Origin of the sequence: Rhizobium sp. 007 (assembly GCF_015353075.1) — a bacterium.
Classification (GTDB): domain Bacteria; phylum Pseudomonadota; class Alphaproteobacteria; order Rhizobiales; family Rhizobiaceae; genus Rhizobium.
In genome coordinates this window covers 245,013-261,340 of record NZ_CP064187.1, presented here as the reverse complement: position 1 = coordinate 261,340, position 16,328 = coordinate 245,013, and the positions used below count along the sequence as shown (strand labels likewise).

At 61.6% G+C, this 16,328-nt stretch carries 12 protein-coding genes; 5 read left to right on the top strand and 7 right to left on the bottom strand.

Annotated features, from left to right (window positions below):
- Positions 1-216: 216 nt before the first annotated feature.
- Positions 217-3,720, top strand: a complete 3,504-nt coding sequence (locus ISN39_RS01220) for a PAS domain-containing hybrid sensor histidine kinase/response regulator (RefSeq protein ID WP_194728905.1) — start codon at positions 217-219, stop codon at positions 3,718-3,720.
- 124 nt (positions 3,721-3,844) lie between these two features.
- Here the strand turns inward: ISN39_RS01220 and ISN39_RS01215 are convergent, their stop codons facing one another.
- The 5 genes from ISN39_RS01215 to ISN39_RS01195 form a co-directional block, all read right to left on the bottom strand.
- Positions 3,845-4,054: a cold-shock protein gene (locus tag ISN39_RS01215; protein WP_022718262.1), complete on the bottom strand. Its 210-nt coding sequence runs from the start codon at positions 4,052-4,054 to the stop codon at positions 3,845-3,847.
- A gap of 501 nt (positions 4,055-4,555) precedes the next feature.
- Positions 4,556-4,933, bottom strand: a complete 378-nt coding sequence (locus tag ISN39_RS01210) for a VOC family protein (RefSeq protein ID WP_074066592.1) — start codon at positions 4,931-4,933, stop codon at positions 4,556-4,558.
- Between the two features lie 93 nt (positions 4,934-5,026).
- On the bottom strand, positions 5,027-7,243 hold the full coding sequence (locus ISN39_RS01205) for a 3-hydroxyacyl-CoA dehydrogenase NAD-binding domain-containing protein (RefSeq protein ID WP_194728904.1): 2,217 nt from the start codon (positions 7,241-7,243) through the stop codon (positions 5,027-5,029).
- A gap of 173 nt (positions 7,244-7,416) precedes the next feature.
- Positions 7,417-8,625 carry an acetyl-CoA C-acetyltransferase gene (locus tag ISN39_RS01200; protein ID WP_194728903.1) on the bottom strand — a complete coding sequence of 403 codons (1,209 nt, stop codon included), beginning with the start codon at positions 8,623-8,625 and terminating at the stop codon, positions 7,417-7,419.
- A gap of 200 nt (positions 8,626-8,825) precedes the next feature.
- Positions 8,826-10,622, bottom strand: a complete 1,797-nt coding sequence (locus tag ISN39_RS01195; RefSeq protein WP_194728902.1) for an acyl-CoA dehydrogenase C-terminal domain-containing protein — start codon at positions 10,620-10,622, stop codon at positions 8,826-8,828.
- Positions 10,623-10,821: 199 nt separating this feature from the next.
- Between ISN39_RS01195 and ISN39_RS01190 the strand changes: the two genes are divergently transcribed.
- Positions 10,822-11,298, top strand: coding sequence for a VOC family protein (locus ISN39_RS01190; RefSeq protein WP_074066588.1), 477 nt, complete (start codon positions 10,822-10,824; stop codon positions 11,296-11,298).
- Positions 11,299-11,345: 47 nt separating this feature from the next.
- Here the strand turns inward: ISN39_RS01190 and ISN39_RS01185 are convergent, their stop codons facing one another.
- Positions 11,346-12,206: a DMT family transporter gene (locus tag ISN39_RS01185; protein ID WP_194728901.1), complete on the bottom strand. Its 861-nt coding sequence runs from the start codon at positions 12,204-12,206 to the stop codon at positions 11,346-11,348.
- A 105-nt stretch (positions 12,207-12,311) separates the two neighbouring features.
- On the opposite strand from ISN39_RS01185, the gene ISN39_RS01180 reads away from it, so the two are divergent.
- Both ISN39_RS01180 and ISN39_RS01175 read left to right on the top strand, forming a co-directional pair.
- Positions 12,312-13,736, top strand: a complete 1,425-nt coding sequence (locus tag ISN39_RS01180) for a PLP-dependent aminotransferase family protein (RefSeq protein ID WP_194730071.1) — start codon at positions 12,312-12,314, stop codon at positions 13,734-13,736.
- Between the two features lie 109 nt (positions 13,737-13,845).
- Entirely contained in the window at positions 13,846-14,217 is a 372-nt protein-coding gene (locus tag ISN39_RS01175; protein WP_074066586.1) for a hypothetical protein, read from the top strand.
- 12 nt (positions 14,218-14,229) lie between these two features.
- On the opposite strand, the gene ISN39_RS01170 is transcribed toward ISN39_RS01175, so the two are convergent.
- Positions 14,230-15,513, bottom strand: coding sequence for a cystathionine gamma-synthase family protein (locus tag ISN39_RS01170; RefSeq protein ID WP_194728900.1), 1,284 nt, complete (start codon positions 15,511-15,513; stop codon positions 14,230-14,232).
- 127 nt (positions 15,514-15,640) lie between these two features.
- On the opposite strand from ISN39_RS01170, the gene ISN39_RS01165 reads away from it, so the two are divergent.
- Entirely contained in the window at positions 15,641-16,099 is a 459-nt protein-coding gene (locus ISN39_RS01165; RefSeq protein WP_194728899.1) for an Lrp/AsnC family transcriptional regulator, read from the top strand.
- Positions 16,100-16,328 lie beyond the last annotated feature (229 nt).

Here is a 16,328-nt window from a genome sequence, read left to right as displayed (position 1 = left end):
CGATCTGCCTCCCTCTGATGCGCTCTCACGGACAGTCCGTTGTTTTTATTAGCTACATCTCTTGATTGATTATTCAATTGCAAATTTTGAAACAACCAGGACCTTCCTGCGCCTTGGACTTAATGCCTAGATCATCGCAATTTCCAAGACAGACGATTTCCCTTAGTCTTGATGTCTTTTGGGAGAACCGGCGGATGGCGCGCCGGTGGAGGGTCGATGCTTCAAGGCTGGGTCATCATCGCGTTTGCCTTCGGCTATCTGCTGCTGCTCTTTGCGGTCGCAAGCTATGGCGACCGTAGAAGCCAGAGGCTGGGCATACCGGACGGCGGCTGGCCGATCGTCTATGCGCTGAGCCTTGCGATCTACTGCACCTCCTGGACCTATTTCGGCGGCGTCGGGCTCGCCTCGCAGCGCGGCCTTGAATTTGCCGGGATCTATATCGGCCCGATCCTCGTCTTCACGCTCGGCATGCCGGTGCTGCGGCGGATCATCGAACTTGCCAAGGCCGAAAAGCTTACCTCCGTCGCGGACTTCCTCGCCGCCCGCTATGGGAAGAATCCCACGGTCGCAACGATCGTGGCGCTGATCTCGCTGATCGGCACAATTCCTTATATCGCACTGCAGCTGAAGGCGATCAGCAGCACGGTGACCGCGATGGTCAATCCTTCGGATTATGGCATCGGCAGCGGCAACCTCTACTTCCTCGATCTGCCGCTGATCGCAACCCTGGTGCTGGCCTGCTTCGCTGTCATGTTCGGCACGCGGCATACCGATGCGACAGAGCACCAGGACGGTCTGATCCTCGCCGTTTCGATGGAATCGCTGGTCAAGCTCGTCGCCTTCCTGACCGCCGGCATCTGCGTCATCTGGTTTCTGTTCGATGGGCCTGCCGACCTTTGGCGGAAAAGCGTGGACAACCAGTTGGTCAACGCAACCCTCGACTACAAGACGCCGATCAGCCGCTGGATCACGCTGATACTGCTGTCGGCCATTGCGATCATCATGCTACCGCGCCAGTTTCACGTCACCGTCGTCGAAAACCGCTCGGCAAAACAGCTGCGGCTCGCCGGCTATCTCTTTCCGCTCTATCTCATCGCCATCAATCTCTTCGTGCTGCCGGTGGCGATCGGCGGCCTGCTGACCTTCGGCGGCGCAGGCAATGCCGACTTTTACGTGTTGTCCCTGCCGCTTGCGGGGCAGATGCAGATCGTTTCGCTGATCACCTTCATCGGCGGCTTTTCGGCGGCGACCGCAATGGTCATCGTCGATTCCGTTGCGCTTTCGATCATGGTGTCGAACGACATCATCATGCCGATCTTCCTGCGCCGGAAGCTTGCCGGACGCACCGGCCAGCGCGATGACTTCGCGAAAAGCCTGCTCAACATCCGCCGCAGCGCGATCTTCGCCGTCCTGCTGCTCGGCTATGCCTATTACCGCTCGACCGACAGCACGGCCGGCCTTGCCTCGATCGGCCTTTTGTCCTTCGCCGCGATCGCACAGATCGCACCCGCCTTCTTCGGCGGTCTTATCTGGCGGCGGGCGAATGCACGCGGCGCCATTCTCGGCCTTACGTCGGGTTTCGTCATCTGGTTCTACCTGCTCTTTCTGCCTTCGCTCGGCGGGCCGGATTATTCCTATGTCGCGACCGCCTTCCTCAGCTTCATCTTTCCGGGCACGGCGCTTTTTGCTGCAGCCGATGCCGATCCGCTCGTCAACGCCACAGCGATGAGCCTGCTTATCAATACCGGCTTCTTCATCGTCGGCTCGATGACGCGCAACGCCCGTCCGCTGGAGCGCATCCAGGCAGGCATCTTCGTGAAGGGGCAGTCGCGCTCGCAATTTGCGACCCGCGGATGGAAGACCCGCATCAGCGTCGGCGACCTGAAAACGGCAATCTCGCGCTATCTCGGCGAAGAGCGCATGCAGCGATCGCTTGCGACATACGAGCAGAATTCCGGGCGCAAGCTGGAGGACGACCAGCCGGCCGACATGGCGCTCATCCACTTCACCGAACAACTGCTCGGCAGCGCCATCGGATCCTCCTCCGCGCGGTTGGTGCTTTCGCTGATCCTGCAGAAGACCGAGGACGCTTCCGCCGACACGGCATGGCTGCTCGACCAGGCAAGCGAGGCGCTGCAGTATAACCAGGACATGCTGCAGACGGCGCTTTCGCAGATGGACCAGGGCATTGCCGTCTTCGACAGCTCCAACCAGCTGACGATCTGGAACCGGCGCTTCCGCCAGCTTCTCGACCTGCCGGAGGATGTCGGCCGTGTCGGCTTTCCGCTTTCGGAAATCGTGGCGATCTTGAGCCAGCGCGGTGACGTTCCAGCCGCCGAACTCAGCCAGACGGTGCGGCATTTCCTGACGCTCGACAAACCCTTCTCGCTCGTTCTCGGCGGCGGCGAACGGATCATCGAAGTGCGGTCCAACGCTATGCCGGACAAGGGCATCGTGGCGACCTTTACCGACATTACCCAGCGTGTTGCGGCCGACCAGGCGCTGAAGCAGGCAAACGAGACGCTGGAGCAGCGCGTTGCCGAGCGTACGGCGGAGCTGACGCGGGTGAACCGCGAACTCGGCGAGGCGCGAGCGGCCGCCGATGAAGCGAACATCGGCAAGACCCGCTTCTTTGCCGCCGCCGGCCACGACATCCTGCAGCCGCTGAATGCGGCGCGGCTTTACTCCTCCGCCCTCGTCGAGCGTATCGCACAGTCCGAAAACGGGCCGATCGTGCGCAATATCGATTCTGCACTGGAATCGGTCGAAACCATTCTGGGGGCCGTTCTCGACATCTCGCGGCTTGATACGGGTGCGATGCGGCCGCGCCTGACATCCGTGCCGCTGGCCGGCCTGCTGGAGCGCATCGAGACCGATTTTGCGCCGATTGCCCGGGCGAAGAAGCTGAAACTCGTCGTGATGCCGACATCGCTGCGGGTCCGCTCCGATCCCAACCTGCTGCGGCGCCTCGTGCAGAACCTTGTTTCCAACGCCATCAAATATACGTTGACAGGCAAGGTGCTGGTCGGCGCCCGGCGGCGGGGAAACCAGGTGGTGATCCAGGTGATGGATTCCGGCATCGGCATTCCGCCCTCGAAATTCCGCACCGTCTTCAAGGAATTCGCGCGCCTCGACGAAGGCGCGAAAACGGCCTCCGGCCTCGGCCTCGGCCTTTCGATCGTCGACCGCATCGCCCGCGTCCTCAACCATCCGGTCGAGCTGCATTCGACGCACGGCAAGGGCACGGATTTCCGCATCGTCATGCCACTCGATGTTTCCAGGTCCGGCGCGGCACCGTCCTCCGCAGCGCCGACCGATCGGTTGCCGCAGCCGCTCAAGGGATTAAGGATTCTTTGCATCGACAACGAGCCGAAGATCCTCGAAGGCATGCGGCTCTTGATTTCCGGCTGGGGTTGCGAGGTGGAGGCTATCGACTCCCTGGCCGCGGCTTCGGGTTTCCACACGCGTCAGCCCGCGCCCGATCTCATCATCGCGGACTATCATCTCGGCGACGGGACGGGGATTTCCGCGATCCTGAATTTGCGGGAGTGCTTCGGGACCGATCTCCCGGCGCTGCTGGTGACCGCCGACAGGACGCCGGAGGTCAGGGTGGAGGCGGAGCGCCACGGCATCGCCATCCAGCACAAGCCGGTGCGCCCGGCCGCCCTTCGCGCCTTCATCACGCAGATTTCCGGGCTGAAGCGAGCAGCGGCGGAGTGATATCCAAGACGCTTGGCGCAAACGAAAAAAGGCCGGGCTAACCCGACCTTCCTGCCATCTCGACGAAACGTGCCAGTACATCCGTGGTCACGTTCCGGAGATGATATTCTCAAGCCTGCGCGGCTCAGGCCGCCTGAAGACGGTCTGCCGACATCTTGCCCGAACGCTTGTCGGAAACGAGCTCGTAGGAAAGCTTCTGGCCTTCCTGGAGGTCGCGCATTCCGGCGCGCTCGACAGCAGAGATGTGGACGAAAACGTCGGCTGCGCCGTCATCCGGCTGAATGAAGCCGAAGCCCTTGGTTGCGTTGAACCACTTAACGGTACCTGTGTTCATGACGATATCCTTTAAAATCGTACGTAGAAGATAACGCACCGGCCAAAGCCAACGCGCGATGAAGACCGATTTTGGAGGAAGTTCGCCAGGAACGGCACAAATGGCCGAAACAAAGTCCATCTAGCAAGATCGATGTGCGGGCTTCTACGCGAATATTGTCTCCAGTGCAAGACGGAACGAGAAGGTGCGCAATTTTCGTTCCTTATGGGCAGTCATACGATATCGGCGTTCCTCACCCGTCCGGCACTTTATGCGAAGGTTTCCTCATCCTCCGCATCGCGCAGACGGCTTTTGCTGATCTACGCATGACGGTGCAAGCGGCCCCTCATATTGCTGCGGCCCCTGCAGCAGGCGGCAATCGCGCCAGTCGCCCAGCCAGCTCGCAAAATCGCGCGCATCGGCCAGACATCATTTCACCCGGATTTCCATCTTCGCCTCGTGTTCGTGAAGACACAGCTTCGCCGGCCGCGGCGCGTTGCGAAATTTGACCGAAGGCTCGTTTTATCTCGCAGGCACGATGCAGAACTGATTGCCCTGCGGGTCCTTCATCACCGTATAGCCTGGTTCCCTTCGCTGGACGCTGCCGCCAAGCGCGGTGATGCGTTCGATTGCGGCTGGAACATCATCGACGGCAATATCCAGATGGACCCGGTTGTTGCTGTAATCGCGCAGCGGGACGCGCTGGAAACAGAGCGACGGGCCGGGGCCGTCCACCATCACGGTCGGGTCCGTCTCCGGCGTAAACCCACGCTTCGCCAGCCGGCTGATTTCGGCGTCGTCATAGGGACGGACCTGATAGCCATCGAGAATTGCCGCCCAGAAGGCGGCGAGGCGCGAGGGGGTTTCAGCTTCGACGACGATTTCGGCGATAGTGGCCATGAAAATCTCCTGCGCAGGCGCGCGCCCCTGGGCGTGGCCCCTTGCTCCGTCACCTTGAGGCTTAACAAACTAAACACAACCATTGAGGCGGCCTCACGCCACCTCCTTCTCCTTTGCATAGGGATCAAACCGGCCATAAAACGTCTCGCCCTTCGCGGCCATGTCCTTCAGCAGCGACGTCGGCTTGAAATGCAATCCGTAAGAAGCGGCTAACGTTTCGCACAATTCCACGAACTTTTTGGCGCCCATGCCGTCGATGTAGCTGAGCGCGCCGCCAGTATACGGCGCGAAGCCGAAGCCGAGGATGGAGCCGACGTCGGCTTCGCGGGGGTCGGTGACGATGCCTTCTTCGACCGTGCGGGCGGCTTCGAGCGCGATGGTGACCAGGAAGCGCTGCTTGAGGGTGTTGACGTCCACGCCCTCTGCCTTCTTCTGCGGGTAGAAGGACTTGAGTTCGGGCCAGAGGGACTTCTTGGCGGGCTTCGCAGGGTAATCGTAGAAGCCCTTGGAGTTCTTGCGACCGAAGCGGCCTTCCTTTTCCACCATGCGGGAGACGAGCTCCATGTGGCGGGGGTCGATCGCCTTTTCGCCCAGGTCCGCTACCGTGGCCTTGAGGATCTTCAGCGACAGGTCGATGGCGACCTCGTCGTTCAGCGCCAAGGGGCCGACCGGCATGCCGGCCATCTTCGCGGCGTTCTCGATCATCGCGGGCGGCACGCCTTCGATGAGCATGTCATAGCTTTCGGCCATGTAGCGCAGCACGCAGCGATTGACGAAGAAACCGCGGGTGTCGTTGACGACGATCGGCGTCTTCTTGATGGCGGCGACATAATCCAGCGCCACGGCGAGCGTATTGTCGCCGGTTTCCTTGCCGAGTATGACTTCGGTAAGCATCATCTTTTCCACCGGCGAGAAGAAGTGGATGCCGATGAAATTTTCCGGGCGTTTGGAATTTTTCGCCAGGCCGGTGATCGGCAGGGTCGAGGTGTTGGAGGCGAAAATCGCGCCTTCAGGGAGCACTTCCTCGACGGCTTCGATGACGTCCTTCTTGACCTCGCGATCTTCGAAGACGGCTTCGATGACGAGATTGGCGTCCTTCAGGTCGGCGTAATCGGCAGACGGGGTGATGCGGGAGAGGATGGCGGCACCCTCTTCCTGTATAAGACGTCCCTTACCGATGGACTCCTTCACCAGGCCTTCGCCGGTCGCCTTGCCCTTGTTGGCCGCGTCCATATCGCGATCGATCAGGATGACGTCGATACCGGCGGCGGCCGTAACGTAGGCGATCGAGGCGCCCATGAAGCCGGCGCCGACGACGCCGACTTTCTTCAGGTCGGTCCTGGGCACACCTGCCGGGCGGCGGGCCCCCTTGCCAAGCTCCTGCATCGAGATGAAGAGCGAGCGGATCATCGAAAAGGCTTCGGTGGTCTGCAGCACCTGCGTGAAATAGCGCTGCTCGATCTTCAGTGCCGTATCGAAAGGCACCTGCAGGCCTTCATAGACGCATTTGAGGATGGCAAGCGCGCCCGGATAATTCCCGGCGGTCTCGCGGCGCAGGATCGCGGGAGCGGCCGGCCAGAGCTGTGCGGAGGCAGGCGTCCAGATGCCGCCGCCGGGCGCCTTGAAGCCTTTCTCATCCCAAGGAGCGACGGGCTTCAGGCCGTCCTTGATCATCTGCTTGGCAGCCGGGATGAGCTGGTCCGGCTCGACCACCTGATGCACGAGATTCATGGCCTTGGCGCGGGAGGCAGAGAGCGACTGGCCGGTTGTCATCATCTGCAGGGCGGACTGGGCATCGGCCAGGCGCGCGACGCGCTGCGTGCCGCCGGCCCCCGGGAAGATGCCGACCTTGACCTCGGGCAGCGCGATCTTCACCGACTTGGCATTGGAGGCGACGCGGCCATGGCAGGCGAGCGACATTTCCAAGGCACCGCCCATGCAGGTGCCGTTGATCGCCGAGACCCAGGGCTTGCCGCAGGTTTCGAGCTTGCGGAAGAGGCCGGTCATGCGACCGACGAGATCGAAGAGTTTCTGCGCAGCGGTCTGCGGGTTTGCGGCCTTCTCCTGCTGGTAGAGGGTAAACATCGACTTGATCATCGACAGGTCCGCGCCGCCGGAGAAGGTGGACTTGCCGGAGGTGATGACGACGCCCTTGACGGCGGTATCGGCAACCGTGGCGTCGACGACGGCGTTCAGCTCGTCCATCACCTCTTCGGTGAAGACGTTCATGGACTTGCCGGGCATATCCCAGGTGACGAGCGCAATGCCGTCGGCGTCGGTTCTAACGGTGAAGTTCTTGTAGGTATTCATGGCGGGACTCCTCTCCCTTGAAATCTCTTCCAGCAGTGCGACCTTGTACGGCCCCTTTCTTTTCCGTCATGGTCGGGCTTGACCCGACCATCCAGCCCTTAGGCGGTGGATCCTCGGGTCAAGCCCGAGGATGACGGACATAAGCGAGCAGGCCGCCCCAAAGCTTTCCGCGACTAAACTCTCTCGATCACCGTCGCCGTGCCCATGCCGGCGCCGATGCACAGCGTGACGAGCGCGGTATTGAGATCGCGGCGTTCGAGCTCGTCCAACACGGTGCCGAGGATCATCGCGCCGGTGGCGCCGAGCGGGTGGCCCATGGCGATGGCGCCGCCATTGACGTTCATCCGGTCGTGCGAAATGTCGAAAGCCTGCATGTAGCGCAGCACGACGGCGGCGAAGGCTTCGTTGAGTTCGAAGAGATCGATGTCGGAAAGCTGCATGCCGGTGCGCTTCAGCAGCTTTTCCGTGACGTCGACGGGGCCGGTCAGCATCAGCGCCGGGTCGGAGCCGATATTGGCGAAGGCCTTGATGCGGCCGCGGGGTTTGAGGCCCATCGTTTCGCCGCCGGCCTTGGAGCCGAGCAGCACGGCAGCGGCGCCATCGACGATACCCGAGGAATTGCCGGCGTGATGGACGTAGTTGATGCGCTCGACCTCCGGATGGGCCTGGATGCCGACAGCCTCGAAGCCGCCCATTTCGCCTGGCATCTGGAAGGACGGATTGAGGGAGGCCAACGCCTGCATATCGGTGCCGGGGCGCATGTGCTCGTCATGGGCAAGGATCGTCAGGCCGTTCTGGTCCTTCACCGGAATGACCGAATTCTTGAAGTAGCCCTTTTCCCAGGCATTGGCGGCGCGCTTCTGGCTTTCGACGGCATAGGCGTCGACGTCGTCGCGGGAGAAGCCGTATTTGGTGGCGATGAGATCGGCCGAGACGCCCTGCGGCATGAAATAGGCGGGGAAATTGACCGACGGGTCCATGAACCAGGCGCCGCCGGACATGCCGAGGCCGACGCGTGACATGCTTTCGACGCCGCCGGAAATCACGATGTCATCGGCCCCTTGCGAAATCTTGCCGGCCGCAAGGTTTACGGCATCGAGGCCGGAGGCGCAGAAGCGGGAGATCTGGATGCCGGGGGCGTGCGTCGAATAGCCGGCCTCGAAGGCTGCGGCCTTGGGGATGACGGCGCCGGCATCCATCACCGGGTCGACGCAGCCCATGATGATGTCGTCGACCGTCTTCGTGTCGAGCCCGTTGCGGTCGCGGATCGCCTCCAGCGTCTTGGCGGCGAGGCGGACGGAGGGCACTTCGTGCAGCGAGCCATCCTTCTTGCCGCGGCCGCGCGGCGTGCGGACGTGATCATAAATGAAAACCTCGGTCATTGTCTCATCTCCCTATCGGCCGGGTGGCCGTTGAATTCCGTGTCTTCCCTTCCCCCCAAGCAGGGAGAAGTATCGAACAAAGCGAGGCGATAAGGGTCTCCGGCAAAGCCGGAGCCAGAAGAAAGCCACGCCTGAGGCGCGCTCCCTTGTCCGGCCCTTCGGGCTACCATCTCCCCGGCGGGGAGAAGGGGCAACCCAAATTAAAACGCCTCGGCGGGCAAGGTCATCATCGTCTCGGCGCCTGTCTCGATGCGGGCCTTGCGCAGCGCGGTTTCCGGCATGATGCGCTCCATGAAGAAGCGGGCGGTCACAAGCTTGTTCCTGAAATAGCTCTCGCGCGGCGAATCGCCGCTCGCCAGGCCATCCTCTGCGGCTTTCGCCATCTTCGCCCACATATAGCCCAGAACGACGAGGCCGAAGAGATGCATGTAATCCGTCGAGCCGGCGCCGGCATTGTCGGGCTTTGCCATCGCATGCTGCATGAACCACATGGTCGCCGCCTGCACGTCGTTCAAGCCCTTCTTCAGGTTCTTGGTGAAGAAGGTCATCTTCTCGTCGTTGCGATTCTCCTCGCAGAAATCGCCGATCTCCTTGAAGAGCGCCATGACGGCGCGGCCGCCGTTGAGACCCAGCTTGCGGCCGACGAGATCGAGCGCCTGGATGCCGTTGGCACCTTCGTAGATCATCGCGATGCGGGCGTCGCGCACGTACTGGCTCATGCCATGCTCTTCGATATAGCCGTGACCGCCGAAGATCTGCTGGGCCATGACGGCGTGATCGAAGCCCTTGTCGGTCATCACGCCCTTGAGGATCGGGGTGACGAGGCCGAGGATGTCATCCGCCGTCTGGCGCTCGGCATCGCTCGCGGAGCGGTGGGCGATGTCGGATTTCAGCGCTGTCCAGAGGAGAAACGCACGGCCGGCCTCGTTGAAGGCGCGGATGGTCATCAGCGTGCGGCGGATATCCGGATGGACGATGATCGGATCGGCCTTCTTGTCCGGCGCCTTCGGGCCGGAGAGCGAACGGCCCTGGATGCGCTCGCGGGCGTAGTTCACGGCGTTCTGATAGGCGATTTCCGAGATCGAGAGGCCCTGTAGGCCGACGCCGAGGCGAGCCTCGTTCATCATCACGAACATGGCGTTCAGGCCGCGGTTTTCCGCGCCGATCAGGAAGCCGGTCGCCTCGTCGTAATTCATGACGCAGGTGGCATTGCCGTGAATGCCCATCTTGTGCTCGATCGCGCCGCAGGAGACGGCGTTGCGGTCGCCCGACGTGCCGTCGGCATTGACCAAGAACTTCGGCACGATGAAGAGCGAGATGCCCTTGGTGCCTTCCGGCGCACCCTCGATGCGGGCGAGCACCAGATGGACGATATTGTCCGTCATGTCGTGCTCGCCGGCGGAGATGAAGATCTTCTGGCCGGAAATCTTGTAGCTGCCGTCACCCTGCGGCACGGCCTTGGTGCGGAGCAGGCCGAGATCGGTGCCGCAATGCGGTTCGGTGAGGTTCATGGTGCCCGACCATTCGCCGGCAACCATCTTTGGCAGATAGGCCTGCTTCTGCTCGTCCGACCCGTGGACGACGATCGCCGCAATGGCGCCTTGCGTCAGCCCCGGATACATCATCAGCGACATGTTCGCCGCGGAGGTATATTCGCCAACTGCGGCATGCAGCGTGTAGGGAAGGCCCTGGCCGCCGAATTCCTCCGGTACGGCAAGACCGATCCAGCCCCCTTCGCAATAGGTCTTGTAGGCTTCCCTGAAGCCCTTCGGCGTCGTGACCGAGCCGTCGTCCGCCCGCCTGCAGCCTTCCTGATCGCCGGAATAATTCAGCGGGAAGAGCACTTCCTCTGCCACCTTTGCCGCCTCGCCCAGAATGGCCTCGATCATATCCGGCGTCGCATCGGCAAAACCCGGCAGATTATTGTAGCGCTCGATGCCCAGCACGTCGTTCAGCACGAAGAGCGTATCATTCACCGGAGCCTTGTAGACTGGCATTGTTCGAATTCCTCCAATTCGGCAACCGGACGGGACCGGCATTCGAGAGTCTCTTACAAAATATTGACGTTTGCGTAAACGTCAAATCTTGCATGCAGGCAAATTTGTGGGAAAGAATCTTTACGCCTGTCGGATGACCTCCGCTTGAAACGTCCTTGGGCTGTCAACCATTGTCAGCAAATAGACGCGGAGACTATCCATGACCAAGGTCAGCACGAATATCTGGTTCGAAAAGGACGCAAAGGAAGCCGTCGAATTTTATGTCTCGATGGTGCCTAATTCTTCCATCCGGCGCACGACCGTGGTTCCCGCGGATACGCCGAGCGGGCCGGAGGGCAGCTGCAAGGTGATCGAGTTCAGGCTTGGCGATCAGGAGTTCACGGCGCTGGAGGCCGGGCCGCTCGATCCGCTCAATCATTCCTTTTCGATCGTCGTCGCATGCGAGACGCAGGCCGAGATCGACCGGCTCTGGGATGGCTTCCTGCAGAACGGCGGCGTGGAGGAGGCATGCGGCTGGCTGAAGGACCGCTGGGGGCTTTCCTGGCAGGTCGTGCCGCGCGTGCTCGGCGAGATGATGGCCGACCCGGACCGGGCCAAGGCGCGACGCATGACCGAAGTCATGCTGCAGATGGTCAAGCTCGATATCGCCAAGCTTGAAGCGGCATTCCGCGGCTAAGCGGGATGCCGGATGGTTCAGGCGGAGCCGTAGTTCCGCCTGCTGCTCTATCGCGCAAATTTCTTCGCGCCCGCAACGCAGGCCACGACGGCCAGCGTGACGGCAAACATGCTTGGGCTCACCTTCTCATGAAGCAGCACAGCCGCAAGTGCCAGGCTGAAGAAGGGCTGCAGCAATTGCAGCTGGCCGACGGCTGCGATACCGCCGAGCGCAAGGCCGCGATACCAGAATATGAAGCCGATCAGCATGCTGAAGAGAGAGACATAAGCAAGACCGATCCAAGACGTGCTTGCTGCATCCGGGAAGGACGGCGGCATGACGACGAGTGACAGCACGAGCATGACCGGCAGCGAGAGAACGAGCGCCCAGGAAATAACCTGCCAGCCGCCCAGCTTGCGCGACAGCCGCCCCCCTTCCGCATATCCCAGCCCACAGACGATGATCGCCGCGAGCATCAAGAGATCGCCGACCGAGGATGCGGCATCCTCGCGCATCAGTGCAAAGCCCGCGACGATGGCGCTGCCGAGGCAGGAAAACAGCCAGAAGACCGGACGTGGGCGCTCGCCGCCGCGCAGCACGCCAAAGACGGCGGTCGCCAGTGGCAGAAGGCCGATGAAAACTGTCGAGTGAGCCGAAGTGATATGCTTCAGCGCAAATGCGGTGAGCAGCGGAAAGCCGATAACTACGCCCAGCGACACCACAAGGAGCGAGAGAAGATCGGCGCGGCCAGGACGCTTTTCGCGAAAGGCGAGCAGCAAGCATAAGGCAAGTATGCCAGCGATCGCGGCGCGGGCGACGGTAAGGAACAGCGGATCGAAATTTGCGACCGCAACGCGCGTCGCCGGAAGCGATCCGCTGAAGATCAACACTCCCAGAAAACCGTTGATCCAGCCGCCTGTCCGGTCCATCGCCATGCTCCTGCGTTTTCATCGCTATCGACCGCAAGGCCTGGAACTGCCAGAGACAGTGCTATACAATCAGAACAAACTGTTATGGATACGGATACAGTACAGATGGATCAACAGTCGACGAAGCGCGAGAGCGGCGGCAAGCGCATAGAAGGCGTCATGGCGGAAATCCGCGGCCGGATCGCAGCTCGCGGGCTCGTGCCGGGATCCCGCCTGCCCTCGGTGCGCGCCTTCGCCAAGACGATGCAGGTCTCGCCTTCGACTGTCGTGGAAGCCTATGAACGGCTGGCCGGCGAAGGCCTGATCCGCTCACGGCCGGGTTCCGGCTTCTACGTTTCGAGCCCGCTTGCGCCGCTTGCGCTTTCCGAGATCGGGCCGAAGCTCGCTCGGGCGATCGATCCATTGTGGGTCTACCGACAGTCGCTGGAAGACGCGCCCGAACTGCTGAAGCCCGGATGCGGCTGGCTGCCGGCAAGCTGGATGCCACAGGTAGCAATACGGAAGGCGCTTCGCGCGATCTCCCGCGGCGAAGGGCGGGTACTTGCAGATTATGGAACGCCGCTTGGGCTGCCACAGCTAAGGCAACTGCTCTCGCGCCGCATGGGCGAGCGCGGCATTGCAGCAGCTCCCGACCACATCATTCTTACGGAGTCGGGCACGCAGGCGATCGACCTTCTGTGCCGCTTTCTGATCGAGCCAGGTGATGGCGTATTGGTGGACGACCCCTGCTATTTCAATTTCCATGCACTGTTGCGCGCTCACCGGGCGAACGCCATTGGCGTTCCAATGACGCCCAGCGGGCCGGATATCGAGGCATTCGAGCGGGCGATCGATGAGCACCGGCCGCGGCTCTACATCACCAACTCATCAATCCATAACCCGACAGGCGCGACGTGTTCACCTGTTGTGGCACACCGCCTGCTGAAGCTTGCCGAGCGCGCCGGCCTGACAATCATCGAAGACGATATCTTCGCCGATCTCGAGGATGAGCCGGCTCCTCGTCTCGCCGCGTTCGACGGGCTGGAGCGTGTGGTCCATATCGGCAGCTTCTCCAAGACGCTTTCTGCCTCTGTCCGTTGCGGCTTCATAGCCGCGAGACCGGACTGGATCGAGCCGCTCACCGACCTCAAGATGGCGACAAGCATCGGCGGCGGGCGGCTCTCGTCCGAACTGATCCTGCTGCTCTTGAAGGATGGCAGCTACCGCAAACATCTGGAGGCACTGCGCGTTCGCCTTTCAAGAGCGATGGACGAGACGGCAGCGCGGCTTGCGCCGCTCGGCATCACGCCATGGATAAGGCCGCAAGCGGGCATGTTTGTCTGGTGCAAGTTGCCGGACGGCATAGACGCTGCCGATATCGCGCAAGCCTGCCTTGCCGACAACGTCGTCTTAGCGCCGGGCAATGCCTTCAGTCTGTCGCAGACAGCACGCGGTTTCCTTCGCTTCAATGTCGCCCAGTCGGATGATCCGAGGATATTCCAGTCGCTGGAGAGAGCGCTGAAGAATGCGGCGCGCAGCCTGGCCTGCTGACTGGCAATCGCTGACTGGCAATCGCTGACTGAAAGCAGCGTTTGCTTCTGCGGGTGAACACGCTACATTTCGCTGGCTAACCGAAGAGAGCCCTGGGAGGAGCGATTTCATGAGACGGATGTGGCCTGAGGAGTTCAATTCCATCCTGGACGGCGCAGAGGAAGTGACGCTGACGCTGCCGGCGGTCGTCCACGAGGACGGATCGCGGAGCGAGGCGATCAGCAGGCAGGCTCTGAAAGTCCGCATTCCGATGGAGGATTACGAGCGCATCTGGCCATTGGCGGAAGCCCGCTACCGGCTCGGCGGAAAATTCGCCGGCAAGGCGATCACGCTGATCACCACCAATCCGCATTACCATGCCTGGCACCCGGCTGACGGCGGCAGTATCGAGAATACCTCCGATAGCGGCAGGCGCTACAGGACGAATTACATCGTCGCGCATTTTCTGCTCGATGATGTGCGGGAGACGGCGGCGGCCTGAGGCCGCCTGCCCTTACGCTTCGTCCAGAGCGAGCGCCAGATCGGCGATCAGATCGTCGGGATGCTCGATGCCGATCGACAGCCGTATGGTCGATTCCAGAACGCCGATGCGCTGGCGCACATCTGCCGGAACGCCGGAATGGGTCATCGCAGCCGGATGGCTGGCGAGCGATTCCGTGCCGCCGAGGCTGACGGCAAGCTTGAAGATCTTCAGCGCGTTCAGGAACTTGAAGGAGGCCGGCTGGCCGCCCTTGATATCGAAAGAGAAGGTGGAGCCGGCGCCTGTGCACTGCGTGGCAAAGGTCCGGCCGACCGGCGATTCCGGATCATGGTAGGGCAGATAGTGGATGTTCTCGACCTTCGGGTGATCGCGGAGGAAATCGGCAACGGCGCGCGCATTGCTGTTGGCCCGCTCCATACGGATCTGCAGCGTTTCCAGCGAGCGCCCGAGCATCCAGCAGGAATGCGGATCGAGCTGCGTGCCGATCGAGCCGCGAAGTGCCTTCACCTGTTTGATCACCGCTTTGGGGCCGAGGACGGCGCCGGCGATGAGATCCGAATGGCCGCCGACATATTTGGTCAGCGAATAGAGCGAGATATCCGCGCCATGTTCGATCGGGCGCTGGAAGACCGGGCCGAGCAGCGTGTTGTCGCAGACGACGATCGGCGTGTGGTCCTGCGTTTTTCCGATCGCATCGGCGATGCGGCGGATCATGGCGACATCGACGAGGCTGTTCGTCGGATTGGCGGGCGTTTCGACGAGGATGACCGAGACCCGGCCTTTCGACATAGCTTCTTCTGCAGCCGCTTTTACCGAAGCCTCGCTGACGCCATCGGCGAAGCCGACGGCGGAAACGCTAAGATTGAGGAAGGTCTTCGCCAGCAGCGTCTCGGTGCCGCCATAGAGCGGCTGCGAATGAAGGATCGCATCGCCCGGCCGGACGAAGGCAAGCAGCGTGGTTGCGATCGCCGCCATGCCGGAGGAGAAGAGCGCGCCGCTTTCCGTCCGCTCATAGACGGCGAGCCTGTCTTCGACGATCTCGCTGTTCGGGTGGTTGAAGCGCGAATAGACGAGGCCGGCACCCTTGCCTGCCGGCGGTTCGCGGCGGCCCGACACATAATCGAAGAAATCGCGGCCATCCTCGGCGGTGTTGAAGACGAAGGTCGAGGTCAGGAAGACCGGCGGCTTGACCGCGCCTTCGGAAAGTTCCGGATCGTACCCGTAGTTCAGCATTAGCGTTTCCGGATGCAGCGCGTGATTGCCGATATGGGTTCTCGAAGGGTGCGGCGCGGTCATTGACGGTCTCCTCAGGCCGATGGATTGGAACTGAAACAGCAAATTATATCAAATGCGGAGGCACGTTCTTGCTATTTGGCGCAGGAGGATGTCTTTGGAAGCAACTTCCTGCGGAGCAATCTGAAATATGGCGCAGAAAATTGCCGATGAGACGGACCGGCGAATCCTGAAGGAACTGACGGCCGATGCGCGGATCACCAACAACGAGCTTGCCGAGCGCGTGGGGCTTTCAGCTTCCGCATGCCTTCGCCGGCTGCGGCGGCTGGAGGAGACGGGCGTCATAAAGGGCTACACGGCGCTCGTCGATCCGACCGCGGAAGGCTTTACGATGACGGCAATCGCCTCCGTACGGCTCAGCCGCCAGCACGAGGACGAGATCCAGATGTTCGAGACTGCCGTGCGCAGCTGGGACGAAGTGCTCGAGTGCCATCTCGTCACCGGTTCGCGCGACTACGTCCTGAAGGTGATGAGCGCGGGGCTGGATCAATACGAGCGCTTCATCAAGGAGAAGATCGCGCGGTTGAAATGCGTCGATACGATCGAGACCAGCTTTGTGATGAACACCATCAAGGAGCGGCGCATCTAGCTCAAAATGTGTGCCGATTTACCGAAACATTAAAAAATTTTCACGGACATTAACGGCTTGTTTACCACGTTTCGTGAAAGGTGCGGGGTGAGCAGTGGTGATCCGCATTCCTTTTTCAAGTCTCGCGTTTACTTGGAGTGCCGCTACGCCGTTCAAGTTGAGAAAAGTCTAATAAACTGCTCTCCGGTGAACGGTCTCTCAAGCCAATGGCCTGGCCCTGACGAGGGTC